22 protein-coding genes are annotated in these 25,590 nt (G+C 65.9%); 9 read left to right on the forward strand and 13 right to left on the reverse strand.

The annotated features are described in order from the left end of the window. Positions 1-318: 318 nt before the first annotated feature. Positions 319-804: a hypothetical protein gene (locus Pka01_RS13230; RefSeq protein WP_203883004.1), complete on the reverse strand. Its 486-nt coding sequence runs from the start codon at positions 802-804 to the stop codon at positions 319-321. Between the two features lie 148 nt (positions 805-952). On the opposite strand from Pka01_RS13230, the gene Pka01_RS13235 reads away from it, so the two are divergent. Together Pka01_RS13235 and Pka01_RS13240 are read left to right on the forward strand one after the other, a co-directional pair. Further along, the gene (locus Pka01_RS13235) at positions 953-1,102 is read left to right on the forward strand and encodes a hypothetical protein (RefSeq protein ID WP_203883005.1); all 150 of its coding nucleotides are present in this window, start codon (positions 953-955) and stop codon (positions 1,100-1,102) included. Next, positions 1,099-1,305: a hypothetical protein gene (locus Pka01_RS13240; protein WP_203883006.1), complete on the forward strand. Its 207-nt coding sequence runs from the start codon at positions 1,099-1,101 to the stop codon at positions 1,303-1,305. Before Pka01_RS13235 ends, Pka01_RS13240 begins: the two co-directional genes overlap by 4 nt. On the opposite strand, the gene Pka01_RS13245 is transcribed toward Pka01_RS13240, so the two are convergent. Together Pka01_RS13245 and Pka01_RS13250 are read right to left on the reverse strand one after the other, a co-directional pair. After that, on the reverse strand, positions 1,298-1,615 hold the full coding sequence (locus Pka01_RS13245; protein ID WP_203883007.1) for a hypothetical protein: 318 nt from the start codon (positions 1,613-1,615) through the stop codon (positions 1,298-1,300). The two genes, Pka01_RS13240 and Pka01_RS13245, sit on opposite strands and share 8 nt — an antisense overlap. 162 nt (positions 1,616-1,777) lie before the next feature. Beyond that, positions 1,778-2,032, reverse strand: coding sequence for a hypothetical protein (locus Pka01_RS13250; protein WP_203883008.1), 255 nt, complete (start codon positions 2,030-2,032; stop codon positions 1,778-1,780). 33 nt (positions 2,033-2,065) lie between these two features. Here Pka01_RS13250 and Pka01_RS13255 point away from each other — a divergent pair, with 33 nt between their 5' ends. After that, positions 2,066-2,617 (forward strand): NUDIX domain-containing protein, encoded by a 552-nt coding sequence (locus tag Pka01_RS13255; RefSeq protein ID WP_275414458.1) that lies wholly within the window; start codon positions 2,066-2,068, stop codon positions 2,615-2,617. A gap of 173 nt (positions 2,618-2,790) precedes the next feature. Here the strand turns inward: Pka01_RS13255 and Pka01_RS13260 are convergent, their stop codons facing one another. Together Pka01_RS13260 and Pka01_RS13265 are read right to left on the reverse strand one after the other, a co-directional pair. Then, positions 2,791-4,680, reverse strand: a complete 1,890-nt coding sequence (locus Pka01_RS13260; protein WP_203883010.1) for a polysaccharide deacetylase family protein — start codon at positions 4,678-4,680, stop codon at positions 2,791-2,793. A 193-nt stretch (positions 4,681-4,873) separates the two neighbouring features. Beyond that, a complete protein-coding gene (locus Pka01_RS13265) occupies positions 4,874-7,519 on the reverse strand; it encodes a glycoside hydrolase family 2 protein (RefSeq protein WP_203883011.1) in 2,646 nt (881 codons plus the stop codon). Between the two features lie 620 nt (positions 7,520-8,139). Between Pka01_RS13265 and Pka01_RS13270 the strand changes: the two genes are divergently transcribed. Further along, positions 8,140-8,808 carry an alpha/beta hydrolase gene (locus Pka01_RS13270; RefSeq protein WP_203883012.1) on the forward strand — a complete coding sequence of 223 codons (669 nt, stop codon included), beginning with the start codon at positions 8,140-8,142 and terminating at the stop codon, positions 8,806-8,808. Between the two features lie 752 nt (positions 8,809-9,560). Then, complete coding sequence (locus Pka01_RS13275) at positions 9,561-9,992, forward strand: hypothetical protein (protein ID WP_203883013.1); 432 nt, start codon at positions 9,561-9,563, stop codon at positions 9,990-9,992. A 166-nt stretch (positions 9,993-10,158) separates the two neighbouring features. On the opposite strand, the gene Pka01_RS13280 is transcribed toward Pka01_RS13275, so the two are convergent. The 3 genes from Pka01_RS13280 to Pka01_RS13290 form a co-directional block, all read right to left on the reverse strand. Beyond that, positions 10,159-11,019, reverse strand: a complete 861-nt coding sequence (locus Pka01_RS13280; protein WP_203883014.1) for a class II glutamine amidotransferase — start codon at positions 11,017-11,019, stop codon at positions 10,159-10,161. 627 nt (positions 11,020-11,646) lie between these two features. Beyond that, the gene (locus Pka01_RS13285; protein WP_203883015.1) at positions 11,647-14,259 is read right to left on the reverse strand and encodes a glycoside hydrolase family 2 protein; all 2,613 of its coding nucleotides are present in this window, start codon (positions 14,257-14,259) and stop codon (positions 11,647-11,649) included. Next, positions 14,259-15,821, reverse strand: coding sequence for a beta-N-acetylhexosaminidase (locus Pka01_RS13290; RefSeq protein ID WP_275414455.1), 1,563 nt, complete (start codon positions 15,819-15,821; stop codon positions 14,259-14,261). The genes Pka01_RS13285 and Pka01_RS13290 overlap by 1 nt, the downstream gene beginning before the upstream one ends. 217 nt (positions 15,822-16,038) lie before the next feature. On the opposite strand from Pka01_RS13290, the gene Pka01_RS13295 reads away from it, so the two are divergent. Next, entirely contained in the window at positions 16,039-17,064 is a 1,026-nt protein-coding gene (locus Pka01_RS13295; RefSeq protein WP_203883016.1) for a M36 family metallopeptidase, read from the forward strand. A gap of 89 nt (positions 17,065-17,153) precedes the next feature. Here Pka01_RS13295 and Pka01_RS13300 read toward each other — a convergent pair whose 3' ends face one another. The 3 genes from Pka01_RS13300 to Pka01_RS13310 all read right to left on the reverse strand — a co-directional run bounded on the left by Pka01_RS13300 (position 17,154) and on the right by Pka01_RS13310 (position 19,823). Next, the gene (locus Pka01_RS13300; RefSeq protein ID WP_203883017.1) at positions 17,154-18,224 is read right to left on the reverse strand and encodes a glycosyl hydrolase family 18 protein; all 1,071 of its coding nucleotides are present in this window, start codon (positions 18,222-18,224) and stop codon (positions 17,154-17,156) included. Between the two features lie 592 nt (positions 18,225-18,816). Next, positions 18,817-18,960, reverse strand: a complete 144-nt coding sequence (locus tag Pka01_RS13305) for a hypothetical protein (RefSeq protein ID WP_203883018.1) — start codon at positions 18,958-18,960, stop codon at positions 18,817-18,819. A 182-nt stretch (positions 18,961-19,142) separates the two neighbouring features. Further along, positions 19,143-19,823, reverse strand: a complete 681-nt coding sequence (locus Pka01_RS13310; protein ID WP_203883019.1) for a hypothetical protein — start codon at positions 19,821-19,823, stop codon at positions 19,143-19,145. Between the two features lie 965 nt (positions 19,824-20,788). Between Pka01_RS13310 and Pka01_RS13315 the strand changes: the two genes are divergently transcribed. From Pka01_RS13315 to Pka01_RS41230, 3 genes are all read left to right on the forward strand, one after another. Next, the gene (locus Pka01_RS13315) at positions 20,789-20,965 is read left to right on the forward strand and encodes a hypothetical protein (RefSeq protein WP_203883020.1); all 177 of its coding nucleotides are present in this window, start codon (positions 20,789-20,791) and stop codon (positions 20,963-20,965) included. Between the two features lie 470 nt (positions 20,966-21,435). Further along, entirely contained in the window at positions 21,436-22,182 is a 747-nt protein-coding gene (locus Pka01_RS13320) for an SDR family oxidoreductase (RefSeq protein ID WP_203883076.1), read from the forward strand. A 125-nt stretch (positions 22,183-22,307) separates the two neighbouring features. Beyond that, a complete protein-coding gene (locus Pka01_RS41230; RefSeq protein ID WP_275414456.1) occupies positions 22,308-22,430 on the forward strand; it encodes a hypothetical protein in 123 nt (40 codons plus the stop codon). 790 nt (positions 22,431-23,220) lie between these two features. Here Pka01_RS41230 and Pka01_RS13325 read toward each other — a convergent pair. Both Pka01_RS13325 and Pka01_RS13330 read right to left on the reverse strand, forming a co-directional pair. After that, on the reverse strand, positions 23,221-24,516 hold the full coding sequence (locus Pka01_RS13325; RefSeq protein ID WP_203883021.1) for an MFS transporter: 1,296 nt from the start codon (positions 24,514-24,516) through the stop codon (positions 23,221-23,223). A 372-nt stretch (positions 24,517-24,888) separates the two neighbouring features. Next, the gene (locus Pka01_RS13330) at positions 24,889-25,194 is read right to left on the reverse strand and encodes a DUF427 domain-containing protein (protein ID WP_203883022.1); all 306 of its coding nucleotides are present in this window, start codon (positions 25,192-25,194) and stop codon (positions 24,889-24,891) included. Positions 25,195-25,590: the final 396 nt, after the last annotated feature.

Here is a 25,590-nt window from a genome sequence, read left to right on the forward strand (position 1 = left end):
AGCGCGGCGATGGCGTCGAGGATGCGGCCGAGCCCGTGCTGGAAACGCTCGTCGGGAGCGAGATGGGCGGTGCGGGAGTCCAGAATCGATCGGTTGAACAGCGGGAATGCGCCCGATTCGACAACCCTGCCGCGCCCACGTCAGGACCCGCTATTCAGGCCGGGGTCGGGGCCGGGGCGTCGGAACGCGCGGCCCAGACGCCCTGTGGGGTGGATGACGCCGCGTACGGCGTGCTGGTAGATCAGGCGGCCCTGACGTTGTCGTGCCATCCGGACCATGAGGTCCATGAGCGCTGTCTAGTGGCACGACGCGCCTGGATCACTCGGCACGCCGAACTCCATGACGAGAGGATTTGCTTAAAGATGTAAGAAATGCGACGAGGCCGACACCTAAGAAGACGGCAGGGAGCAACATCGCGGCACCCACGGCCCACAAGCCACTATCGTCCGAAATGGCGGCATTGACTGACCAGGACAACCACATCACACCCGCGATACTGAGCGTGCCGATCCGGGGGTGACCGCGCCGCCCGGCGAGTCCGGCGAGGAATCCCAGACCGACGACCAGCCCCGCCACCTGCCAAGGCTGATAGGGCCCGCTGAGACTGCCGTCCGGCTCGACATCCCATTCATGGTCCCACCCCAGCCAAGCCATGTAGTTCACAAAAGACGCCACAGCCAGGATCACACCGATCCGAGCGCCGGCCCCGATGCGGCGAGCCCGTGATTCTCCCTCTTTTGCCACAATCCCCACCTCGACGGCTCCGGTCGTCCGCAGCATATTGCGTTGCCGAACTACTTTCATCGGGATCAATAGTCTGGGATGTAACCCCTCCTCCTATCTCTGTTCGAGGCCTCGAAGGCCTGGATGAGGTGGTCCGTCCGAGACGGACCGGATGGGGGGGAACATGTCGACGTCATGCCGTTTCCGTCGTCCGGATCGACGGTGGTCTGTGACGCTGACGGCCGGGGCGGGGGCGATCAAGAATTTCGCGTTCGCGCCCGCGGCCGTCACGGTTCCGGTGGGGACCACTGTGACCTGGACGAACACCGACGAGGAGCCCCACACGGCGCTCCGCTACCTGACAGGAGGAGGATCGTGAGGATCTTCGCGCTTCTAGAACCGGGGAGAACCCAGCGGCGGCCTGTGCTCGCGCTCGCGGTGGCCTTCCTGACAGTCGGTGCCCAGCACGCCGCGGCACCCGCCGCCCATGCCACCCCCCTCGCGACCGCGCACGTCCTCGCACAGCCGGCCCGGGGCAACGTGGTGATCGAGTGGAACCGGACGCTGGGCTCGGTCAGGTGATTCCTAGCATGAAGCTGGTCCAGCCAGCCGCTACACACGTGTCGTTCCTGTAGGGCCTCAGGCCTTCCCGGGCAAGGTTCATACCTTCGTCGAACTGCGATCGAAGGTGTGGATGCAATGTCAGCCAACGCCGAAGCACGACGCCGGCCAGCGAGTGTTCGCCCTTGCTGGCCAGCCATTCGATCAGAGCGGTTGGGTAGATGCTTAGCGTCACGACCGGGGCCTCGGCCGCGAGCCGCTGCGGAGATGCCGTAGTGGCAAACCACGGGAGCGCTACGGTCCGGATCAGCGAGACGAAGTTGTCGAGCACTTCGACCCGCCTTTCTCGACTGGTGATGTCGACCTGCCCGTTCGCTGGGGGTGTTCGTCAGCACCTCGAGCGGGTGTCCGCACACGAAATCGTCGACACCGCCCGCGAGGACGTGGTCCGGGTTGGTGCGCCGCCATGTCCGCAGCGCCCCGTCACGGACGTTTAAACAGCTCCGAACGCGATCAACTGCCCGGTGCGGTTCCCAGCCGAGTTTTGCAGGTAAATCCGCTCGCTGCGCTTACCGCCCCGGTGCTCCAACTTGCCCTGCGACCTAACCCAGGTGAAGCCTTCGTCGGCCAACTGAGCGGCCAGCCATTCCCCCGCCTTCCGGATCACGTCGCCGGGTTGATCCAGTCCAACCAGGTCCGCAACCAACTGCGACTCGCTGACTCGCCCGGAACTCGCCTCGATACCCACGACCGAATCCTGCCATTTCGGCGACAAACCGGCATGCGCTCGCGAACCTGCCGCATCCACGCAGGAGTGAGGTCGGCCGGTCCAACACAGTCGGTCTGTACGCCGGGTTGTGATCACAGCGTTTCTCTGACCTGCGGCCGATCTCCAAAACCTGGCGACAGCGACGGCCGCGTGCTGCTCGTACAGCCCGCCTACAGGTGCGACACCTGGGAAATCCCCGGCGGCGCCCTGGAGCATGGCGAATATCCGTGGGACGCCGCTGCCCGCGAAGTAAGTGAGGAGTTCGGCCTGAACCTTCTGCCAGGCCGGCTGCTTGCCATCGATATCGTCCCCGCCCAGAACGACGGGCGGCCCCCGCTGATCAACTTCCTGTTCGACGGCGGCGTCCTCAGCCCGGCCGAGGCCGCCGCCATCCACCCCCACGACGACGAACTAACCGCCGTCGCCTGGTCCTCCCGCCAGGAGTGGACCGACCGCCTGGCCCCCCACCTGGCACGGCGCATCACCGCGTGTGCGGACGCCGCCAACGCCGACCGGACTGTCTACCTGCAGAACGGCTGGCCGCTCAAAGACACCAACGGATAGCACACCGCTGCATCACATGACCGGTGTCCTCAAGGCACCCGCCATCCGCCTCACCCACGCCTCTCTCCGCAAAGAGGAGACTCGTCGCTTGCCGCGCGGGGTCGACCGTTTCGGGTCGACCCCGCTTGCACAGTTGCTCCGACTACACCGGTCCGGGGATCGGCCCCGTGAGGCTATGGCCGAGCAACGCTGATCGTGTCACGGGCCTGGTCCTTCCACGCTTGCCCGTGAGCTGTGACCGTGGGGTCGTTCACGATTGTCGTCGGAGCATTGTTGCTTACGTTCACGGTGATCGTGATCGGCGGATAGTCCGAATACGGACCCAAAGTGTCGCTACGGGTGCACGTTCTCGTCCGCGATCCACTGCAGGTCCAACCTGGACCCGACGCCGCCGTGGCCGTGAGGCCGGCTGGAATCACGTCCTGTACCGTGACCGTGCTTCCGCCGATGGGATCGGGATCGCTCGGCTGGCCGCTGGTGTTCGTGACAGTCAGCGTCAGTGTGCCGGTCTGTCCCGGCACGAACGTAGAAGGGCCGTGGGTTGCGGAGATTGCTATGGGGTCCGGAGCGACGAACCAGGGCTCCGGAGGCGTGCCGGGGCGTTCCAGGAAGTTGTACGGCACGGGGTTGGTGATCTGCGGAATGGGTTTGCCGGAGGAGACATACCGATCGGCCACGACCTGGCCGGTGTGATCGACCTTGCCCCAGCAGTAGCCCATGGCGCGGGCCGCGGGGAGGATCTGTCTCACGGCATCCACCGTCGCGGCACCGGCCGGCGTGTCGATCGGGCCATCGTGCAGACCGATGATGGCTCCTGGATGCAGTTGGCTGAGGATCGAGTCGCGCGTCTGCTCCGCGGTCGTAGCCGGCTCGTAGTCGGCACCCGTTTCGATTCTGGTGAGGAAGTAGGTGTAGCCCTGCGAGCTCACGACCTCCTGCGTATGGGTGTTGGCGCTGCCGAACGGTGTTCGGATCCCCTTGAAGGTGAAAGGGGCACCAATCGCATCGAAGGCGGCCTCGTTGTGTTGCACTTCCTCGATCTTCGCCGCGTCGGAGAGCGCGTTCATATCGGTGTGGTTATACGTGTGGTTGAGCAGGACGTGGCCCTCGCTCCGCGTAAACCTCTCGATCTGCGGGTTGGCCTCTGCTCTCATGCCGAGATCGAAGAACACTCCATGAACCTGGTTGTCACGGAAGATCTGCAGGGTCTGGGGTCGGTAGAACGATGGCCCGTCGTCGAAGGTGATCGCAAGGCGGTTGGGGCACGAGTTGGGGATCTGGTTGTCCTTTTTCGTACCCACGTCCGAGCGTGAGGCGGCCCCTTGGATCGCGCGTTGCTGGGCCGGCGACAGGAGCCCTTTCTTGACGAACTCATTGGTCGCGTGGGCCACGGTGGAGACAAAGCTGCCGTGGTTCTTGAATGGTTCCGCATTCCAGATGACGTCGAGCAGCGTGCACCCGTCGGCGCGCTCGGGGTTGCGGACGCCCGAGTCAATCGCCGGTACTGGCGGCGCGAACGACACCGCCTCCTCCGGCGACCACCCATTGGGACAGGCGTCCCCCGTCACCGGGATGGAATCGGTGTCGGAGCCAGGGGTCTCGTCCCCGCCACCGGCAACCGTGGGGGTGTTGGTCAGCAACGCCGCTGCATTGGTGGCCACTTTCACGGTGATCGCGATCGGAGGGTAGGAGGACCGCGCGCGCAATGGGTCGCTGCGCGTACACGTGACGGACGTGGAGCCGGAGCAGGTCCACCCGTTCCCGGACGCGGCGACCGGCCCGGCACCGAACCCAGCGTTGTTGACAAGCGCCGACAGGCCGGCCGGGAGCACGTCGGACACGGTAACCGCGCTTTGGGTCGGGCCGTCTCCGGAGTTCGTGACCGTCAACTGAAGAGTTCCGGAGTACACGGTTGTGTTGTCGGGCTGCCCTTTGAGAAATGTGTCGAGGCTGTGGGTTGCGGAGATCGTGAGACTCGGGGCCGCCAGCGCAGAAGATGCCGGCACGTGCACAAACGAAACCGCGAAGACCGTGGCGATCAGGAGGCTAAGACGCGAAGCCAAGCGTGTCCCTCGACCTCGCGCCCTAGAGAAACGTCTCATGCGAAGTTCTCCCATCTTTATCTGACTGATCTGGCTGCCGAGGTTTGCATCGGTTGGTAACCATCGCCGGCCCAGCCGCTCGTGGATCCGGGTCAAAGGGCGGGTCCCTGCGTCGATGCCCAGGGACCCACCCTCGTTTATGGCGCCGTGCTGGTCAGAGCCCTGACAGGGTCATGGTCGGCGTGTTCCAGCCGGATACGTCGACGCTGGGGGTCTTGCCGGCCAGGTCGGTCCGACGGTACGTGGCCGTCACAGTGAGTGACTCTCCAGGCCAGATCGACACGTAGTTGTCGCTCCACGTGACCGGTGTGACGGTGTCTCCGCCGGGGCCCTGGCGAAGGGTGAGGTTCACGAAAAACGCGATCTTGTCGGAGCTGTTGGTGAGGGTGACCGTCGTCTCCGCGGTGCCGTCGCGGCTCTCGCGTGAACTCGTGCTCGTGCTCACCGTGGCCGGAGCCAGGTCGGCGAGGTCGGACAGCCCGGCGTACTGCGTCGTCGGCGTGTAGTACCAGTCCGACTTGGCGTAGTTGATGACGTCGGGTTGCGTCGACAGCCAGTAGACGTTGCGGCTGACGGTGGCCCCGCCGCGGTCGGTCATGACGAGCTTGACGAAGTACGTCCGCGATAGATCATTCAGCTGCGGAAGGGTCAGCAACCTCTCGGACCGGTTGGCAGACAGGCTGACGTCGCCGACCCGCTTGCTGTACCGCAATGTCCCGTCGAGGTTGTAGACCTCCGCCGAGATGGTCAGGTCCTTCGCGGGTTCGGCGGTGTGGTTGACCCCGACGACGGAACGGTCGTCGTAGGAGTACTGCACGTGCAGGTTCTCATTCGCCTTCTTCGCCCCGAAGTACGAGCCTGCCGGGTTCAGGTAGTAGTCGTAGAGGTGCCAGTTCAGCGACGGCCAGGCATTGTTGAGCATCCAGTAGACGAGTCCGGTCGACGGCTTGCTGGTGTCATTCATGTTGCGGATATATGCCTCGAACTGCGCGCGCACGTTCTCATAGTTCGCCAGCTGCGCCTTGGCGACGTAGTCCTCAAGGCTCTTCGGCGCGCCGTAGCGGCCCGCCAGCGCGTTGCTGAAGAGCTTGAGATTGGTGAACGTGGACGATGGTGCGGCGTGATACTGCGCGGCGTTGAAGTCCTGCCACAAGGCGTCCTGTTCGGCTGGGGAGAGCATCTTGCGCAGGCTGTCGAGCGTCGGGATGCTCTTGCCCGCGCTCAGTTCGGCGTTGAAGCCCTCTGCGCCCCCAACCTGCTTGTTGTACCAGTAGTTCGGCGGTACCCAGTCGTATGGGCCGGACATCTTCATTCCCGACTTGCCGGTGATCGCCCCCGTCGTGGTCGCGGCGGAAGGGATGATCGGGTTACGCCAGTCGTTGTCGCGCAGCGTGTCGACGTAGAGCTTTTCGATGTCCGCCGGCGGAACCTTGTCGCTGCCGATCAGGAAGGCGATGACGCTCGGGTGGTTGCGCAGCAACTTCGCCTCGCTGGCCATCAACTCCCCGGCGACCCGCCGGTCTTCATCGGTCCACTTGTTCGTGCCGGTCCACTTCTCCCACTTATGGCAGCATTCCCAGCCCGGCATGATCATGATGCCGTAGCGGTCGGCGAGTGCGTAGAACTCGTCGCTCTCCAGCTTGCCTTCGGTGCGAATGGTGTTCAGTCCGAGGTCGACGGCATAGCGGAACTGGTCTTCCATCTTGCCGAGCTCGGGCCGCAGAAGGAGGTCGGACGCCCAGCCCCCGCCCCGGATGAGCAGCGGCTTGCCGTTGACGACGAACTGGCGACCGTTGTCGGAGTTGACGTGCGAGGTGACGTCGCGGATACCGAAGGTGGTGTGCGCCCGGTCGGAGAGATCTCCGTCCACGTGCGCCGTCAGATCGAGGTCGTAAAGTGGCTGCTTGCCCATCTGCGCGGGCCACCAGATCCGCGGGTTGTCGATCGAGAGCTGACCGAACTCCTCAGGGGTGAAGACGACCGTCCGCATCTCCCGCGGCGTCAGCGTGACCGTCTTCTTGACGACGACGTTGTCGATCTTGCCTTCGACGGCCACGGTGCGGGGCTGGTCACCGGCGTTGCGCACGTCTACCTTGACGGTCAGGTCGGCATGGTCCAGGCCTGGCAGGGAGACGTCGGTGAGCACCCGCGGTTCGGTCAGCGACACCGGCCCAGAACGTACGATCTCCACGTCACGCCAGATCCCCATGTTGTTGTCCGGAGGGGACTGCGCCCAGTCGATCCAGCCGATGGACAGGTCCCGGTCGGGATCTGCCGGATACGACTCGATCGCCAGCGCGTTCTTGCCAGGGCGGACGAGATCGGTCACATCAAGTTCCTTGATGTTGTACGCGCCGACGACCTCATCCTTCGTGGCCACCTGCTGTCCGTTCAGCCAGATGTCCGCCCGGGAGATGATGCCGTTCAAGCGGAGAGTCGTCGTCAGGCCCGGCTTTCCGGTGACAACGAACTCCTCGCGGTACCACCAGGGGACCTTGAAATCCGCTTTGTCCACGTTGTCGCGCATGTTCGTGGAGTAGAACAGGTCGGGATAGCGGCCGTTCTCCACCAGGCCGGCGAGCACCGTCGAGCGCGGGGACACCGGCAGCCACCCCGCGTCCTTGAAGTTGGGCTGAGATACGTCCTCACCGCCCGACCTCACAGCGCTCGACGACTTGAGCTTCCACCCGGCGATCGGGGTGGCGTTCCCGACCGCTCCTTGAACGATTGTGGGCTGACCGGCTCCCACGGGAGCCCCGTCGGCCGCGCCCGCGGCCGAGGTGATACCGATTGAGCTCACGCTCATCGCCAGAACGGCCGCGAAGGCCGTTCTACGGCGGAGGCTGCGACGCGCCGATAATGATCGCGGACTCTTCAACAGCAACACTCCGATCTCCGTTGAACGGGGGCGAGATCCGGAAAGGAGAAGGCTGGGGCGGCGTTCGCACCTGATGTGACGCGGCAACCTCCGTTCCCAGGTCTGCGACTACCGAGGATGTGTCCCAGCAAAACCGACGTTCGTTGATAGTTTGTAAGCCTTACTAACGAATGTCAACGATCTTTCCGTGCCCAACTCGCCCGAGAATCGGGACTGTCCGAGCCCTCGGTCTCGTTCGCGCTCGCCACTATCGAGCGTGGTCGGGCTCGCACGTGTCGCGGTGCCGTCACCGGACGGCGTGGTGATTGAGGCGTATTTCTGAGGGACGGGCGAGAGCCGGCGCGCTCTGCTGAATCGTCCGGATGACGGTGGAGGCACCTCAACCATGGCCGAGTGCATACAGATGTTGCCGCGCCTCGTGGAGATCGTCTCTTACTGGCGTGCTGCGCCGGCGGGACTCCATCCGGCGCCCGTGGCGGAGCTTCACCCGGTTCGCCGCCTGGTGCGCAGACGACGATTCCTGCGCCCTCCACGGACAGGACGTGAGAAGGACATGGCGCGCGCTCATCGAGAGGACCACGCGGCACCCGGTCACCTACACGTCGCCCGGGCTCGGCACGGTCCGACTGAGCGACCTGCACCTGAGGTTCTTCGCCGGCGGAGGGCACGCCAAGCGGATCTCCCCCGGCTTCGGCGGCGGCGCCACCGGCTGGGAGTCACTGGCGTGTGCCGGATGGAGCCGGGCCGCGGCCAACCCGCCCCGGCCGCTCCCAGCCGGCGGCTTCCCACCCGCACTCGGCATCGGCGGTTACAGCAACTACGCCAATACGGCGGCCCTGGTCCGGAAGATCCCCGGCTCGGTCTCCGTGCCGTACGAAGGATCCGGTCATGTCATGTACCTCGCGGGCAACCGGTGCATGACCGGGCACGCCGACAGGTACCTGGCCGAGCTGAGATTCCTCGGGCCGGAACGGTCTGCGGGCCGGCGGGCTGACCGGCGGTCAGGAGCAGAAATCCGTGATGGCGGCGGTGAGGATGTCGGTGAGCCGGCGCACCTGCCCGGTCTGCTCCTGCCACCAGTCCGCGAACATGGTCCGGTGACACCAGACGCCTGCTTTGTCGAGCCGGTCGAAGCACAGCAGGACCAGCCACCGGCCGGGTTCGAGCCGCGCGGCGATGCCGGCAAGCCTCCGCCACCGGGCCCGTCGTGACGTACTGTGCGACGGCCGCCTCAGCCCCAAGAAAGAGAAGCCGTAGGTGCCCGGCATCGCTCGGGGAAACGCGACAGCGTGCGGGTCGCCCCCGAGCGCGGCACCGCTGATCGACGGTCCCCCCGGGTACGGCAGGCCGAGCAACCTCGGCCTGTGCCGTGCAAAGTACCTGTCGCGCGGATATTTGGGGAGCTCAAGCATGCTGTCCGGCCGCGCGGTGGCCCCCGTCCCCGTCTCGGTGGGACGGGGGCCCGTCTGGCAGTGTTCCTCTCGAGCGCCCGCCGCTCCCCCCGAATGGCGTGCGCTCGCCACGAAGATCCCCGCTGCGGCACCTACCGATACCGCTGGCCTGGGCAAGGCCTGATCAAGGACCGCGTTGCCCCCGGCGCCTTACAGGACCTGTGCCCGATGAGCTTCGCCCCCGGACCGCCACCCTCCAAGGGGTGGGCTGGCGCGCGTCTTAACTACATAGCGACGTACGACCGGTCGGCGTGACCGATTTTTGGCTTGCTGGTGGACATGTTGCAGGTAGCAGCGCTGAGGCTGTGGGTATGGGGCGACGATGACGCGGTGGCCGCGATTCGGGCCGACGTCACGATCAGCGGTCGCCCGTTGATCGATCTCTGAGTCGTTCCGCAAGGCAGCCGGGCCAGGGATTGGCAGGCCGGCCACCCAAGCGGCTGGGCCACCGATCGGTGGGCTGTCCCTTCGACGGACGGCCCTGCCTACTGGATTACAGAGAAGGGGTGACCATGGCGCTCACCACAAGGGTCAAACAGTTCACCGAGTCCAAGCCGTTTTACGCCTTCGCGGGCGCCACCAGCTACGCGGTCGAGAAACTGCGCAAGGTGCCCAAGCAGCTGCGCACGGGCCGTCACGAAGTCGGCGAGACCGCGAAAGAGCTGCCAAGTAGGGCCCGCAAGACCGTCGCCGAGAACCTGCCGGAGCCGGCGCGTGAGGTCACCGACACCGTGACCGCTCTGCTCAACGTGGTTTATGACGAGCTGGCGGTCCGAGGCCGGAAGGTCGTGAAGCAGGTGAGCAGAGAGGCTGCTCAGGAACTCGGCAAGGTCTCCGAGACCGCCAAGGCCGCGACCGCCCGCGACAAGCAGGAAGCTCCGGCCAGGAAGCCTGGCCGCCCTGCATCGCGGACCCAGCGAACCAAGACGGCGTCCAGGGCGTGAAGCAGCGCCCCGCTCTCCTCGCCGAAAGAAGAGCGGGGCATTGAGTGTCCCGCCTTACAGCCGCATCACTCGGGGCAGATCTCGGCGAGGTCCACTGAGCGACGTATCCGTGGCGGACGGCCTGCGCCGCCACCGCGGCTGCATGTGCCGTCCAGTCGCATCTCCGCTACTCAGGCTTCGGATGGAATGGGTGCATTTCGAATAACCCGTGGCTAATCACCGTGAAGGTCGACTCCGGAGCCTCGATCCACAGGCCGGGCAGGTCACGCAGGGGTTCGGACACAAGGACCCGTGCGTCGCCGGACAGCTCCGCACGCATGAACACCTCGGGGTGCAGGTCCCGGAGACACTCTGTGGTGGTGCTGTGGAAAAGTGATCGCGAACGACGCTCGGTGGAGTAGCGAAACGCCCACAGCCGCTCGCCGTCCGATGTTGCCACCGTCATCTGGACCGGGTGCTCTACGCCGTGCGCCCGTCCCGTCTCCTCCACGAATCCGACCATCCGCTCCACCGCGCCCGGCGGGTCCTCGCGCAGCCCGAACGTGAGCGCCAAGAAGAACATGACCTCAGAATCCGTGGACCCCTCGATCGCCGGAAACAGCTCCGGTTCGACGGCCAGTACGAGGTCGCGTTTGAGCCGGCCGAATTGAGAGATCGCGCCGTTGTGCATCCACAGCCAGTTGCCGTGGCGGAACGGATGGCAGTTCGTCTGCTGTACGGCCGTCCCGGACGACGCGCGCACGTGGGCCATGAACAACGGCGACCGGACGTGGCGCGCGAGTTCGCGCAGGTTCCGGTCGCCCCAGGCGGGCTTGGTGTCCTTGAAGACCGCGGGCGGCACCTCGACGTCGTCGTAGTAGCCGACCCCGAACCCGTCGCCGTTGACCGTCTCCGCGCCGAGTCTGGCGTGGAGGCTTTGGTGAATCAGCGAGTGCTCCGGCTCGTAGAGCAGCTTTTCCAGATTGATCGGCGAGCCGGAATAGGCGAGCCAGCGGCACATATGTGCTGTTTTACCCCCGAACGTCACGCGCGGAACTGTGCCTGACTCCCTGGCCGGCGCCTGGCGTGGACGGCACCCCGGAGGCCGATCCTGTGGAGAACGTGCATCACCTGGCCGGCCCTTCGCCCTCCCGCGCTCCGTACCGTCTAACTAGAACAAGCGGGACAAGAAAAGAATTATCCGTGCAATTCAGTAAATAAACAAGGTGGGGCGGGCAAATTCGCCATCCGCTGCGAACGGCCATATTGCATCAGCAATACGGGAGAATTCCAAGTCCCGCCACCCGGGGCATTTGGGCAGGTCGCAGCAGGGTACGGGCACACATTTGGCGTTTGATCGCCCTAGGGCGAGTCAAATTCACTGGACGCGCCCCGAATGACCCGGATGGAGACGACTACCAGCCCGGCGATCCGGACGGAGTCGCTCAGTGTCCGGTGGTGACGGGCGGCCGCTGAAGTAGAGAGAACAGAGGGGCACGAGCGTTTTCGCCGGTGCCCCTCTGTCGTGCTCTTGTTGCGCGTCAGGCGGTTCAGCTCAGCTCTCCGCCTTCAAGTTCGCGAGTTCGGCTTCGAGCTGGTCGCGTTCAGCCACCAGGCCGTTCAGGGCTCCGCGCAACTGTGCCACCTCGTCGAGAGCGGCGTTATCTGGGGAGACCTAGGAAACAGGGACGGATGAGGTGGGGATGTTGTAGCCGCGTAACCGCAGGTAGGGGGCTTGTCCGCCGAGGTCGGCCGTCTGGTAGGCGGCGGTGACGGTGGTCGACTCCCCCGGCCAGAGGGAGATGTAGTTGTCGGTGTAGGTGACCGGCACGACCTCGGTGCCGCCGTTGCCCGCGGTGATCTCGGGGCGGACGAAGAAGGCGAGGTTGGTCGCGCTCGTGTTCGTGAGGGTGATCGTGACTGTTTCCTGGCCGCCCGAGGTGGCCCTGGACGTGGTGGCGTTCAGGTTGGGATTGCTGGCCAGGCTGTTCAGCCCGGTGAGGTTGGCGGAGTTCTTGGGCGTGGTCCGGTACCAGTTGCTCTTGTTCCCGAGCGTGTCGGCCGTCGTGGAGTACCAGTACAGGTTGTTGCTGACCGTCGCCCCGCTCGCGTCCTTGACCTGGAGGCGGATGAAGTAGGTGCTGGACAGGCCGGTGACGGTGGGGATGGTCGAAACCTGGGTGGAGGAGTTGGCCGCGGCGGTGACGGGCACCGACGTGGTGTACTTCTGGGCCAGGTCCGGGATGTTGTACAGCGTCGCCGTCGCGGTCAGGCCGCTGCGGGCCGTGAGGGTGGAGTTGACCACGAACACCTTCTTGGTGGCGTAGTCGTAGGCGATGTGCACCGGCTCGTTGGCCTTCTTGCTGCCGAAGTAGCCGCCGCCGGGTTTGAAGTAGTAGTCGTACAGGTTCCAGTGCACCGACGGCCAGGCGCTGTTCAGCATCCAGAAGATGGTGCCGAAGGACTGGGTGTACTCATGGGAGTTCCACGCCTCGAAGAAGGCCCTGGTGTTCTCGTAGTTCTGCAGCTCTGCCTTGCGTGAGTAGTCGGCCGCGCTGGTGGCCGTGCCGTACCGGCTGTTGAGCCCGGAGGTGAACGGGGCGGTGTTGTCGAAGACGCTGCCGGCCTTGCCCGCGTGGTAGTTCCAGGCGGTGCCGAGCGGCCACTGGTCGGCGGGGGCCAGGAAGCGCTGCACGCTCTCCAGCGGCGGCGGCGACTCGGTGCCTTCCTCGCCCGTGGTGCCGAAGGCGCTGCCCGCCTTGGTGGTGTCCCACCACAGGACCGGCGGCTCCCACACGTACGGACCGTCCATCTTCATGCCGGCGTTCGCGTTGGACCAGGTGGCGACGTTGTCCAGGGTCGGGTTCTGCCAGTGCAGGGCGGTTGCGCGGTTCTTGTAGGCAGTCAGGTGGGCGGCGGTCGGCGGCTGGTCGCTGCCGTAGGTCCACAGGAATGTGCTGGCGTGGGCGCGGGTGGCGCGCATCTGGGTGTCGAGGGAGGCGAGGGCGACCTGGGCCTGCTCGGCCGACCATCCGCTGTCGTTCTCCCACGCGCTGCAGCAGACGAAGCCGGGCATCACCATGATGCCGGCCTTGTCGGCCAGGTCGTACAGCTCCTCGTTGCCGAGCGTGCCCTCCAGGCGGATGGTGTTGAGGCCCATGTCCTTGACGTACTTGATGTGCGCGGCGTTGGTCTTGGTGTCCCAGCGCTGCAGCATGTCCCACATGTAGCCGCCGCCGCGGAACATGATGTTCTGGCCGTTGACCTTGTAACCGGCGAACGACGTGCCGTTGACGGTGGTGCGGTAGTCGGTGAACTGGCGGATGCCGAAGTCGATCGCCTTGGTGTCGGAGGTCGCCCCGCCCGCGGTCGCCGAGACGCTGAGCTGGTAGAGCTCCGGCGACCCGAACTGGTAGGGCCACCACAGGACGGGGTTGGTGACGTGGACCGGGGCGAAGGAGACCTCGCGGCGCTCGTTCGCGTTCAGGGTGACGGTCTGGCTGAGCGGGATGCTCGGCTGCCCCGCCTTGCTGATGGTGGCGTTGATCGTGGTGGTGACCGGCGCCGCCGTGGCGTTGACCGCGTCGACGTAGACGGTCAGATCAGCGGCGTTGGTGGCGGGCAGCGGCAGGACGGTCTTGACGTAGGGGTCGCGCAGAGCGACGGGCCCAGTGGTGTCCAGCAGCGTCTTGCCCCACAGCCCGGCGTTCATGTCGGGGGCTTCGGGATTCCAGTCGACGGTGCAGAACGACAGGTCCTTGCAGTCGTGTGCCGGGGGCGTGACGCGAATGGCCAGGGCGTTGACCGCGCCGGGGTGGATCACGCCGGTTGCGTTGTACTCGTGGCCGACCATCGTGCCCACCGCGTTGGCGTCGAGCTGAGTGCCGTTCAACCAGATCTGCGCGCGGTAGCTGATGCCCTTGAAGCGCAACCAGTAGACCTGCCCCGGGGAGGTGGCCGCGGCGGTGAACTCGCCTCTGAACCACCAGTCCTGCCCTGTCAGGTCGGGGACGTTCTTGAGGTTCTGACCGAAGAAGATGTTCTGGTAGACGTTGTTCGCCACCAGCCCGGCCAGCACCGTGGACGGCAGTGAGACAGGGTTCCAGCCCGAGGTGGAGTAGCCGACCTGTGAGATGGCCGCGCCGGAGTCGGACAGTCCGGTGGCCGAGCGCAGTGCCCAGCCGGAGGTGAGCTCGGTGGAGGTGACGGTGGCCGCGCGGGCGTCGACGACGCCGATGGCCAGTACCAAGGTGAGGGTGGAGGCGAGGATCGCGAGGAGTCGACGCATCAGGAACCGCCCGGCCAGGAGATCTGCGTGGAGTGGTAGTAGTTGACGCCCATGACGTGCCAGCGCGGGCCCTGGGCGCCGAGCCGCTGCTTGAAGGCCGTCCAGTTGTGGGTCGCCTGCGGCGACCAGCCCAGCTCCGCCACCGCCGGGAGCCTGGGGAAGGCCATGTAGTCGATGTCGGCGCCCGTGACGATGGTCTCGGTCCACAGCGGCGCCTCGACTCCGAGCACGGATGCGGCGGTCACACCCTTGAGGTAGGCGCCGGGGTCCCAGTCGTAGGCGGTCTTGACGTCGATGTAGCCGGCCCAGTTCTGCCCGAGGGTCGTGCGTGAGTTGTATTTCATGTCGATGTAGGTCCGGCTGGCGGGCGACATGATGAGCCGCGTGCCGCGTTGGGCGGCCGTGGCCACCGCGGAGTCGCGGGTGGTGGTTCCCCAGTACTGCGCGACCGTCGAGGGGAGCGGTGTGGCGTTCACGATGTCGTGCCAGCCGGTGACGGTCTTGCCGTGCGCCGCGACGATCTGCTGGACCCGGTTGACGAACGCCGCGTAGTCGGCGGGCGCGGTGGAGGCGGCCTCGTCGCCGCCGATGTGCAGGTAGGGGCCCGGTGTGAGGGCTGCGAGCTCCCCGAAGACCTGGTCGATGAAGGTGTAGGTGAGCTCCTTGGAGGTGCACAGCGAGCTGAAGCCGACGTCGGTGCCGGTGTAGAGCGGTGGAGCGACGCCGTCGCAGTTGAGCGCCGGGTAGGACGCCAGCGCCGCGTTGGTGTGGCCCGGCATGTCGATCTCAGGGACGACCGTGACGAAGCGTGCGGCGGCGTAGGCCACGATCTGCTGGTAGTCGGCCTGGGTGTAGTAACCGCCGGGGCCTCCGCCTACGGCGGTGCTGCCGCCGTACGTCGCCAGATTCGGCCAGGAACCGATCGCGATGCGCCAGCCCTGGTCGTCGGAAAGGTGCAGGTGCAGGTAGTTGATCTTGTAGAGGGCGAGCTGGTCGATGTACCGCTCGACCGCGGCCACCGTGAAGAAGTGCCGGGCCACATCCAGCATGGCGCCGCGATAGCCGAACCTCGGGTAGTCCACGATGTGGCCGCCGGGCACCGGCCACGGGCCCGGCTGGACCGTCGCGCTGTCGGCCGCGACGGGCAGAAGCTGGTGCAGGGTCTGCACGCCGTTGGCGAGGCCCGCCGGCTGGTTGGCCCGGATGACGATGGACGTGCCGGTGACGTCGAGCTGGTAACCCTCGGGTCCGACCGTGGCGGGGGCGCCGGACAGCAGGAGGGAGATGCCGCCGGTGCCGGGTGCGGGGGCGACGGGGATCGGGTAGCCGGTGGAACGGCGCAGGAGTGCGGCGAGCCGGTCGCCGATGCCGGCCGCGGCGGGGTCGGTGTAGACAGCGGTCGAGGTGGTGATGGCGTAGCTCACCCCGGGGGTCGCGGTCGTGGTGACGGGTACCGGGACGACCGAACCGAACGCGACCGCTGTGGCGGCCACCGCGGGAGGCGTGGCCAGAGAGACGAGGAGAGGGACGAGGAGGATCGCGAGGACACGACGGACGTTCAACAAACGCCTCCGCAGGGGTCCGATGCTGCGTGGTCACTGCTGTCCCCCGTGAGCTCTCGGCCCCACGATAAGCGGGCGGCATTCGTTCGTAAAGGTCTCTTCCAATAATCGCAGGAGTGAGCTTTCCGCGTTTTCTGACATCGGTCAGGCGGGTGACAGCAGATCGTGTCGGCCGTAGATTCGCCATGTTTGTTCCTGATTCAAGGAGGATTCTTCGGTGAACGCCCCCCGACGCCGTATTCCTGTCGCCTGCCTTGCTCTCGCCTGTGCGACCGGGCTACTCACTCCGAGCGCGGCCCAGGCCGCCGCCGATCCCACTGCCACCGTCTTCTCCCCCAACCCCGTCCAGAGCACCGGCGACGAATCTCTCACCGATGACAAGGACCGCGACGGCGCCGCCTTCGCCGGGGCCTACCGCACAGTCGCACTTACCGACCTGGACGGTTCGGGCACCCTCACGGGGCGCTACGTCACGGTCAAGAGCGAGACCGGCAAGGCCGCCCGGGTCGTGAACGGGGCCTTCCCCGCCTGGCACCGGGACAGTGACCAGTTCGAGCAGGTGATGGGCTACTACTGGGTCACCACCGCGCAGCAGTACATCCAGTCGCTGGGCTTCGGGTCCCGGCTGCGTCCGGTCAATCAGCGCCGGATCGAGCTGCGGATCAACCAGTACGGCGGGGACAACTCCTTCTTCAGGGACGACAAGGCCAACATCACCCTCGGCAAGGGCGGCGTGGACGACGGCGAGGACGGAGAAGTGATCGTCCACGAGTACGGCCACTCGGTGCAGGACGGTCAGGTCACCGGATTCGGGACCACCCTGGAGTCAGGTTCGATCGGCGAGGCCTTCGGCGACTATCTCTCCGTCGCCGTGACCAGCTGGAAGGCCGGCACGCCGACTAAGACCCCCGAGGCGTGCGTCGCCGACTGGGACTCCGTCTCCTACACCTCTGGCGTCCCGCATTGCCTGCGCCGCCTGGACGGCACCAAGCACTACCCCGAGGACGTGGTCGGCGAGGTGCACGCCGACGGTGAGATCTGGTCCTCGGCGTTGTACGAGATCCACACCAAGCTGGGCGACCGTTCGGCAAGCACGATCATCATCGACGCGCAGTTCGACTTCACCAAGGACATCACCTTCCACGCGGCGGCCGAGGCCACCGTCGCCGCCGCTCAGCGGCACGGTGGCGCCACGGCGGCCGGCGTGGTGCGTGCCGCGTTCACCTCCCGCGGCCTGCTCTGAAGCTGCGCCGACTCTGAATTCGTCCGACCCTCGGCCCGCGTTGATCGGGATCGCCGGGAGCCGCCGGTGCACGGCGGCCCCCGGCGCGCTCAACTCTGCCGCAGGGCGGGCATCGGAATCGGAACGGAGTAGGCCGTCGCGCCGCCGCCCACGCCGCCCTCACACGTGTTGGGCGGCAGGGTGGTCACGCCGCGGGTGGAGGGCCGTTCCGCCGCCCAGAACATGTAGCCGAGCAGTCCCGAGCTCGTTCCCGCGCCGTTCGGCGCGGCCGTCTGCACGAAGGTGCCGGTGGTGTTCTGCAGCGACGCACCGAAGGCGGTGCACTCGGGAAGGACCTTGTTCCCCTCGGCGATGTAGAGGCTGCCGGTGAACTTGGCGGGAGCCAGCGGCGGGATCGGCGGGGCGTAGGTCGGCTTGCCGTCCAGGTGCTCCTGCCAGTTGGCGATCGCGGCGGAAGCACTCGGCTGGCGGGCGGGAACCATCGCGTTGGCGTAGTCGAGGACCGGCGCGGTGGTGCGCAGCCAGTCCGCCGTCGCCTTTCTGCCGATGTCGATCAGCCATCGATCGCCTGCGGCCAGGTCGATGGTCAGGCGCGCCGCGTGGTTGGCTCCCGTGGCGTCGTACGGCAGGACGGCACGGTAGGCGTCGATGAAGGACTGCAGGCCCGCGAGGTCGGCGCCGCTGTTCTCCTCGTAGTCGATCTCGATGCCGACGCCGAGCCGCTGGGCCACCTCGGCGGCATTGCGGCCGAACTGGGCCGCGTTCTCCGCCAAGGCCGCGTTCCACGCGTCGGTGTAGGTGATGCCGCCGATGGACAGCATGACCCGGATGCCGCGGCTCTTGAAGTAGTTCACGATGTCGGCGGTCATGCCGCGTGGAACGCCGTCGAGGGTCTGGGCGTCGGTCGTCTTGTGCAGCAGCTTCACCGGATGGACGAAACTGAGCACTACGACGTTGACCGAGGGATGGCCGTCGCCTCGGTCGATGAGCCAGTGGTTCTTCTGGTCGAACTCGCTCACATCACGGACGGCGCCCCAGATGCAGGCGTCGTTGCCGCAGTGCCATGACCCGTAGACCTGCATCGGGGTGGCCGCGGCCCTGGCAGGGACCGCGATGAGGAGGGGGACGAGTAAGCAGACAAGAGCGGCCAGACGGCGCATGCCAACCTCCCGTGAAAGGAATTGTAAAGAAGGTTAGCTGTTGCGGGCGCGGCGGTCCCTCACCAAAAGGGAAGCAAGCACGTGGGGCACAAGGTTTGTCCGGCACCGAGCTCGACGCGGGCAACGTGCGGCGGGCCTTCCGCACCGGACCTCAAGAAGGCGGACGTCAACCCGCGGACGACTGGACGCCTCGGGAGATGCGGCACAGCTTCGTCTCGCTACTGTCCGAACTGTCCCATCCTTGAGAGTCCGGCAACGTTCAGGGCAATACGGCGTGGTTGTCACCCAGTTCGTCACTCAGGCTTAGAGGGCCGGGGCGAGCCTCGGGTTTTCTCCCACCGCCCCCATACCTCCGCCACACCGGGATCGAATACGAGAAGGGACTCTACCGGTCACTACTCCGGGAGTCCCTGTCTCTGCTGCGCAGCACGTTCGGGTCGTACTCCGCGATCGCGCGCTGTCATCCGGTCGGGTCTTGAGGGCGGAGCTGATCCAGTCACGGCTTGATGAACACCACGAACTCATGCTCGCGGTGTAGCTGCACCTGATAGCCGACCTCCAGCCAGACGGCTTGGGTGTGGGTCTTGCTATCTCAAATCCACCAGGCGTAGTTGCGGGCACCGTCTGGCAATGGCGCGCCGATGATCTGCTCGATCTGTGAGAACGTCAACTCGACGCGGTCGCGGCCGTCTTCCTGAAGGTGACGACCAAGCGGCCCGTACTTTCGTGAAGCCATGCGGCCATTGTGGGTCGAGGTGAGGCTCGAGCCTGGGGAGTTCTCCGACCGCCATCACGGGCCGCCGCACCCAGTGACCGGCAGGGTGCAGCGAAGCGGGGACGCCGGCGGTCGACGTGACGTCGAACACCCCCTTGGCTGTGGTTCCGCCCCCGCAGCCAAGGGAAGTGGCCACATGGATGTCAGACGGGACAGGCCCGGAACGAGCACCGCCCGTCCGTCCACCCCTGGAGCTTTTCCTCGACTTCCGCCAGCGGCACGCCATGGACCCGGTGGAGGTTGATGGCCACCGGCGTACCGAATGCCAACTCGTGCGAGAGCAGGTCGACATCGACGTGCTCACCATCCGCAGAGGCGGCCCGGGCCAGCTCCTCAGCGACCTCCCGGGCGCGGTTCGGTGCGACGGGCCTCACGTAGATCGAGGCGGGTACCGAGTCCACCACGGCGGCGGGGTGGAGGTCGACGCACCAGAAAAGATGCCCGTCGCCATTCGGCCGGTAGCCGCAACCCTCGACCAGGCCCCACGGAACGTGAAGCGGAAACGTGCCGGTGAAGGCGCCACTGTAGTCCAGGCCTGAGGGAGTCAACCGCATCGCCGGAACCCCTCGCCGCCGCCAGTACGCCCAGTTCACGAGGAACTCCACATGCTTGCCCACCACCCACAACACCAGCAGGAGGAACACGCCTCCCGCCGAGTAGGCCGAGCCGAGGGCCAAGCCGTCAACATGTTGTGAGACCCACCGGAGCGCCGGGTACCCCCCGGCGAGCACGGCCCCGGCCAGGCAGAGGATCACGACGCTCGGTAACGGCCGGTCCTTGCTGGTGATCAGCAGGTACTCCTCGCCGGGTGAGCTCGTCTCCATCGCCCTCCGTCCGGGAACGATGCTCGACCGTTCCAGCGCTCGCCACCGTTCGCGCGGTGCGACCGGTGCGGAGAACCTCTTTTATCTCACGACGACACAGACCGGCAAAGATCGAATACGCGAACGATTGATCTAGAGTTCGGAAGGCGGGGCGCCCACGTAGACAGTGGGATCACCGCTGATCTGCGCGTATGTCGGTCGAATGACCGTGAGTCCCCGTGATTCCCCGCTGTTGGCCGACCGTACGGGCACGCAACGGGCACGCCGGCGCCCCGGCTCCGGTTCGCCGATAGCGCGGGTCGGCCCCAGAGCTTCACCAATATGTGACCGGTCGGCCAGAACCTTGGCCAGCTCGCACAGACGTCCGGCTGGACGGCACAGGAAGCAGGCGACGACGGCAAGGCCCAGCGCAGGTACTTGACCGGCCTTCGAGCCGCGCACTCGGCCGGCGATCCCAACCTGGCGAGCAGCATCATGGCGTTGATGAGCTACCAGGCCATCACGCTGAGAAAACTCCGAGACGGCCTGCAACTGGCCGCCGTCGCGACCAAGACCGCCGCCCGCGCCCCCCATCGTCCATGCGCTCATCACCGCACGCAGCACCCTTGTGCAGCCATCCACAATACTGGTCGAAATAGTCCACTTGTTAATCCAGGAGTGGTAGGCCACTCAAGCAAGTCGTGCCGTCGGCAGCTACACGCGAACGACGAACGGCATGATTCTTCGAGGTCAGCCGCTAGGGACACCTTGCGCGGCCAGCCGACCAGACAACAGGACCAGATGAGAAGTCATGGACGAAAAAGTCCCAAAAAGGGGTATCCTCCCGCGCCTGGCACTGGTAGCGTCGACTGCTCAACCAACACGAACAGGAGACCCTGATGTCCTAGTCCTACTCACTCCCCACTGAACCCGAAGGCATTGCCGCGTCGCTGCTTGAGTGATTTAACTCCGGCAAGGTCAGCGCGATGATGACCTTGTACGACCCGGAGGCCGCGTTCATCGCGAAAGACGGGCGAACCGTCACTGATCGCACCGAGATCGCTGCCGAACTCGAGCGCGATATCAGCCTCGGCCTGCCGCTGGAGGCCAAGGCGCGCCATGTGTTCATTGCCGGCGATATCGCCCAGATCGTGCTGGACTAGTCAATTGATGGCACAGGTCCCGACGGTAAGCACGTGCACCTCGAAGGCTCGGCAAGCGACATCGAGTACCGCGGCGCGGATGGACTCTGGCGATACCTGATCGACAACAATCTTGGGACGGCGGTGCGACAGCCCGCCTGACACACGTGCGCCACGGCAGCTCTCGGCGATGGACCCACTCTTCAGCGTGGCGTCGACGATCACCGCCACGTAGTGCCTAACGCCGCATCGGAGGTCACCGCGATGCCCGCGGTCCTGGCGACCGCACGCGCAATCAGCCAAGCGTTCCAAGCCAGCACTGTGTCGCGAGGGCTTCGCTAATCATCGGCGCGGCTGTGTCGGGGATTACCGCCCTTGTCACGAGACTCCGTCTCGCTGAACGGGAATCGATGCGGCCTTGTCATGTCCTGAGTGTCATTACGGTCTACAGCGATGACATTCACTGCAATAACTAATGTGGAGTGATCATCATGTCGGCACGTGCAGCTCTGATCACCGGTGGCACCAGCGGGATCGGGAAGGCGACTGCGGAGGTTCTGCATAGTCGTGGTTACCGGGTCGCGGTCACCGGACAACGTCCGGAAAGCGTCGCCCGGGCACGCGAGGAACTACCCGAGGACGTCCTGGTATTGCGTGCTGACGCGCGCTCGCTTGCTGACACTGACCGGGTGGTATCCGAAGTCAGCGAACGATTCGGGACTCTGACAACGCTGTTCCTGAACGCCGGCATCAGCCGTCCCATGGCGCTGGACGCCTGCGACGAAGCCACCTTCGACGACGTGTTCGCCGTCAATACCAAAGGACAGTTCTTCACTCTGGTAAAAACGCTCCCACTGCTGTCTGACGGCGCTTCGATCATTGTCACCGCGGGTATCGGAGCGACGCGCGCCCTGCCCGGCAACAGTGTCACAGCCGGGTCACGAGGCGCACTGCTGACCATGATCCCAACGCTGGCCCTGGAGCTCGCCCCACGCCGCATCCGAGTCAACGCCGTCAGCCCGGGATTCACCGACACCCCCATGATGCGGACCACACCCGGCATGGGATCCGATGAGGTCGCCGCGATGCTGGCCGCTATGGCGGCAAAGAACCCGTTCGGTCGCGTCGGCATGCCTGAGGACATCGCCGAGACCGTCGCGTTCCTCGCTTCGGACGGAGCCGCGTACATCACCGGGCAAGAGATCGTGGTGTCCGGCGGGGCCGGATTGGCCGTCTGACCGAACTATCGGCAATCGACGGACACACTTCCGTCCGTGCCCGGTGCCACGGACTTCGCAGTGACCAAACCGGGATTCGACAAAGCCGGCCAGCACATCAGGAGCCGGAGCCCGAGGAGCGAACCGTGACTGATCGCACCGAGATCGCTGCCGAACTCGAGCGCGATATCAGCCTCGGCCTGCCGCTGGAGGCCAAGGCGCGCCATGTGTTCATTGCCGGCGATATCGCCCAGATCGTGCTGGACTAGTCAATTGATGGCACAGGTCCCGACGGTAAGCACGTGCACCTCGAAGGCTCGGCAAGCGACATCGAGTACCGCGGCGCGGATGGACTCTGGCGATACCTGATCGACAACAATCTTGGGACGGCGGTGCGACAGCCCGCCTGACACACGTGCGCCACGGCAGCTCTCGGCGATGGCCCCTCCCCCACTTCGTCGTCGGGGAGACGCTGCGCCCGCTCACCGAGAACGCCAGCTCCGAGCAGATCCCCATTCGACCTGGCCGATGTGATCCGGGTACGACGAGCTCTGGTGACCAACCCCTCCGATGACCGCCTCCAGATCAGGGCGAAGGAACAGCGCCTCGCTCGCTTACTCGCCGGGGACGACTTCACCCGGCTTCAAGCCTTGGTGGACTGGTGGATCGCGCCCTTCTTCGAGAATAGGCTGATCTTCGACCGCTCGGATCTTGTTAGCCGTACCGGAAAGCGGACGTCCCCGCTACGGGGGAATGGCCAGCGCTGGGCGGTGTTCCGCAACGTGCTGAATCGTGGTCATGACCTTCCCGACCTTCACGAATCGCGTCGGCGGCGATCCGGGAACACATCCGCCCGTTCCTCTGGGAGATCGAGTTTTCCGAGGTCTTCTTCGACACCTACGGGCGGAGGCGGCCCGACGCGGGCTTCGACGCCCCGCTCGGCAACCCCCTGTGGGAGGGCGTGAAGTCTCAGCGAGCCCGATCACTGTCGCTCCCAAGAGCGCCGAGTGCGCCCGGGGCTCTGAGCGCCCGGCCACTCCCTGCCTCGCTTCGGTCTCCTCATTCCCTCCGGGCGAGTGTTACGAACCGCGCCGCCACCGCGGCGAGCACGGCGGAGGCAAGGACGATGAAGCCCGCTGTGAGGAAAACCGTCTGCAAGGTTGTCGACGAAACAAGGATCGCGCCGAGGCCAGACCCTGCCGCCACGGCTATCTGAAGGTTCGTCACATTCACCGCCGACGCGGCCTCTGGGGTTTCTGGGGCCGCGTCGAGTATCCAGACCAGCGTTCCCGGGTTCACAATTCCCCAGAACAAACCCCACAGCACGAGCAACAGGCCAGCCAGCCAGGGTAAGCTGCCCGCGCTCGCCAGCCCGATGAGCAATGCGGCCACCACCGCCGCCGCCCCGGCGAAGCTGCCGATCACTCCGCGCTTGAACAGCGATCCGGCGATGAGTGAGCCGACAATGCCACCACATCCGTAGATGACGTACAGCAGGGAGATCACGCCGCTGGACAGATGCGTGTGGTCCATCAGGAACGGGGTGACATAGGTCCAGGCGGCGAACTGTCCGATGAACACCATCGCGCCCGCTGCCATCCCAAACCGGGCGGCCCGCCGCGTCACGACTCCCAAAAGATCACGCAGGTGCGTACGCCCGTCCGGCGGAATACCCGGCAGCACGACCGTCTGCACAACCACGACAAGCAGTGTCGCCGCCGCCGCAATGGCGAAAGTGAGACGCCAGCCGACGAGGTCGCCGAGGAACTGTCCCGCAGGCAGCCCCACCACCGTCCCACCCGAAATACCGGCCGCGATGATGGTGATGGCGCGAGTGCCGCAGGCTGGGCCCACCAGCTTGGGTCCGACCGGTGAGACCACGGTCCAGAAGGCTCCGAGGGTGGCGCCGAAGAGCATACGGGCGATCAGCACCAGGACGAAGTTCGGCGCCACCGCGACGACCATGTTCGACACCAGCACCGTTAGACCCAGGACGAGGATGACCGAGCGCCGGTTGAAGCGGCCGGAGCTGCGGAAGAACAGCGGCGCCGACACCGCGGCGCTGAAACCCGGCACGAGCACCATCAGCCCCGCGAGGCCGAGCGAGACATGCAGTCCGTCGGTGATCTGCGGCAGCAGCCCCACTGGCAGCGTCTCCGTCATGACGATGACGAACGCGCCGAGCGCGACCGCACCGACGGACGCCCAGCCCCGCCTGCTACCGGGCTCCGCAGCAGTGGCGACCGCGCGGGCGGCTGCAGGCTGGGTCGGGACGGCCGCGCTGCACGACGATCCCGTGACCAGGCGCACCTGCGGTGCGTGGTGTGTCGGCGTCGCCTCTTCGTTTTCGATCATGTGTTCTCTTCACTCATGGCATGCTCCTGACCGGGCTCTGCTCTGTAAGCACCCCGGGGTGTATCTGCGCGAGTCACGCGGACAGTCAACACAGCTCACGTTGCGATCTAGCTCCATGCGCCCAGTGCGCGGCTGCGCGGCCGTGTTAGCCCTCGATGAGGTCGATGATGTGGCCGAAGTTGAGATTTGATGCGAGTGCCGTCAGGTCTCCCTTCGCAAGCTTCGCCGCGGCCGCCTGTGGCCGCGAAGGCGTGCGTGTAGGGGTCGACCCCGAGGCTGATCCGGCGGACACCGATCGTCTGCAGTTCCGCGAGGGCAGCCGTATCCCGAGGGCTGACTAGGACGTTGACCGGCTTGGGGGCGACAGCTCGGTCAGATCTCGATCCGAACCTGGCGCCCATCGAAAGCGACATAGCCACTGAAGTCGCGGCCAACACGGGCCGCCGCCGACTCCTTGATGTCCGGATAGGACCAAGCCCCGTCCCTGAGCACCGTCTCACCGACCAGGACGTCGTGATACTGCGCCCTCCCCTTCCAGGGGCAGGTGTAGGGCGTTGGGCTGTCGAGGAGCACGCCGGCCACAACTGAGTCCGGCGGGAAGTAGGCATTCCCCTCCATCCTGACCACCGCCTCGTTCGCAGCCTCGGCCACGACGGTCTCCCCAACCACTGCCTTCATCCGTTTCCCCTCATCGATCCTTTGGCTGGCCGCATTCGCCCTCGTGACTGGCCGCGTGGGCACCAGGAAGCACCCACCCCGCACCCCTCGATGGCCTCTCCACGTCGAGACCACCGGCGGAGGCGACGGGCCGTAGCCGGGCGCTCGAGTTGGTGCAGTCAGAGTCAGCTTGCGCGTTCAACTAGACGTTGGTATCGGGGAGGGCTCTCCTTCTTACCCGTGTCTTGAGAACGCGCAGCCGGACGGATGAGAAGTGACCTCATCGCGTTGGCCATCCGGCGGTCGCGGTTAGGCGGGACCTGGGGTTGGCAGAAGCAACCACGAGCTGGAGCCCGAGATGTCGAGCCACGTGCCCCGTGTGTCCGGGCCACTCGGGCGAACAAAACCACCAGCAGC

Source organism: Planotetraspora kaengkrachanensis, from assembly GCF_016862895.1.
In the GTDB taxonomy this organism is placed as follows: Bacteria; Actinomycetota; Actinomycetes; order Streptosporangiales; family Streptosporangiaceae; genus Planotetraspora; species Planotetraspora kaengkrachanensis.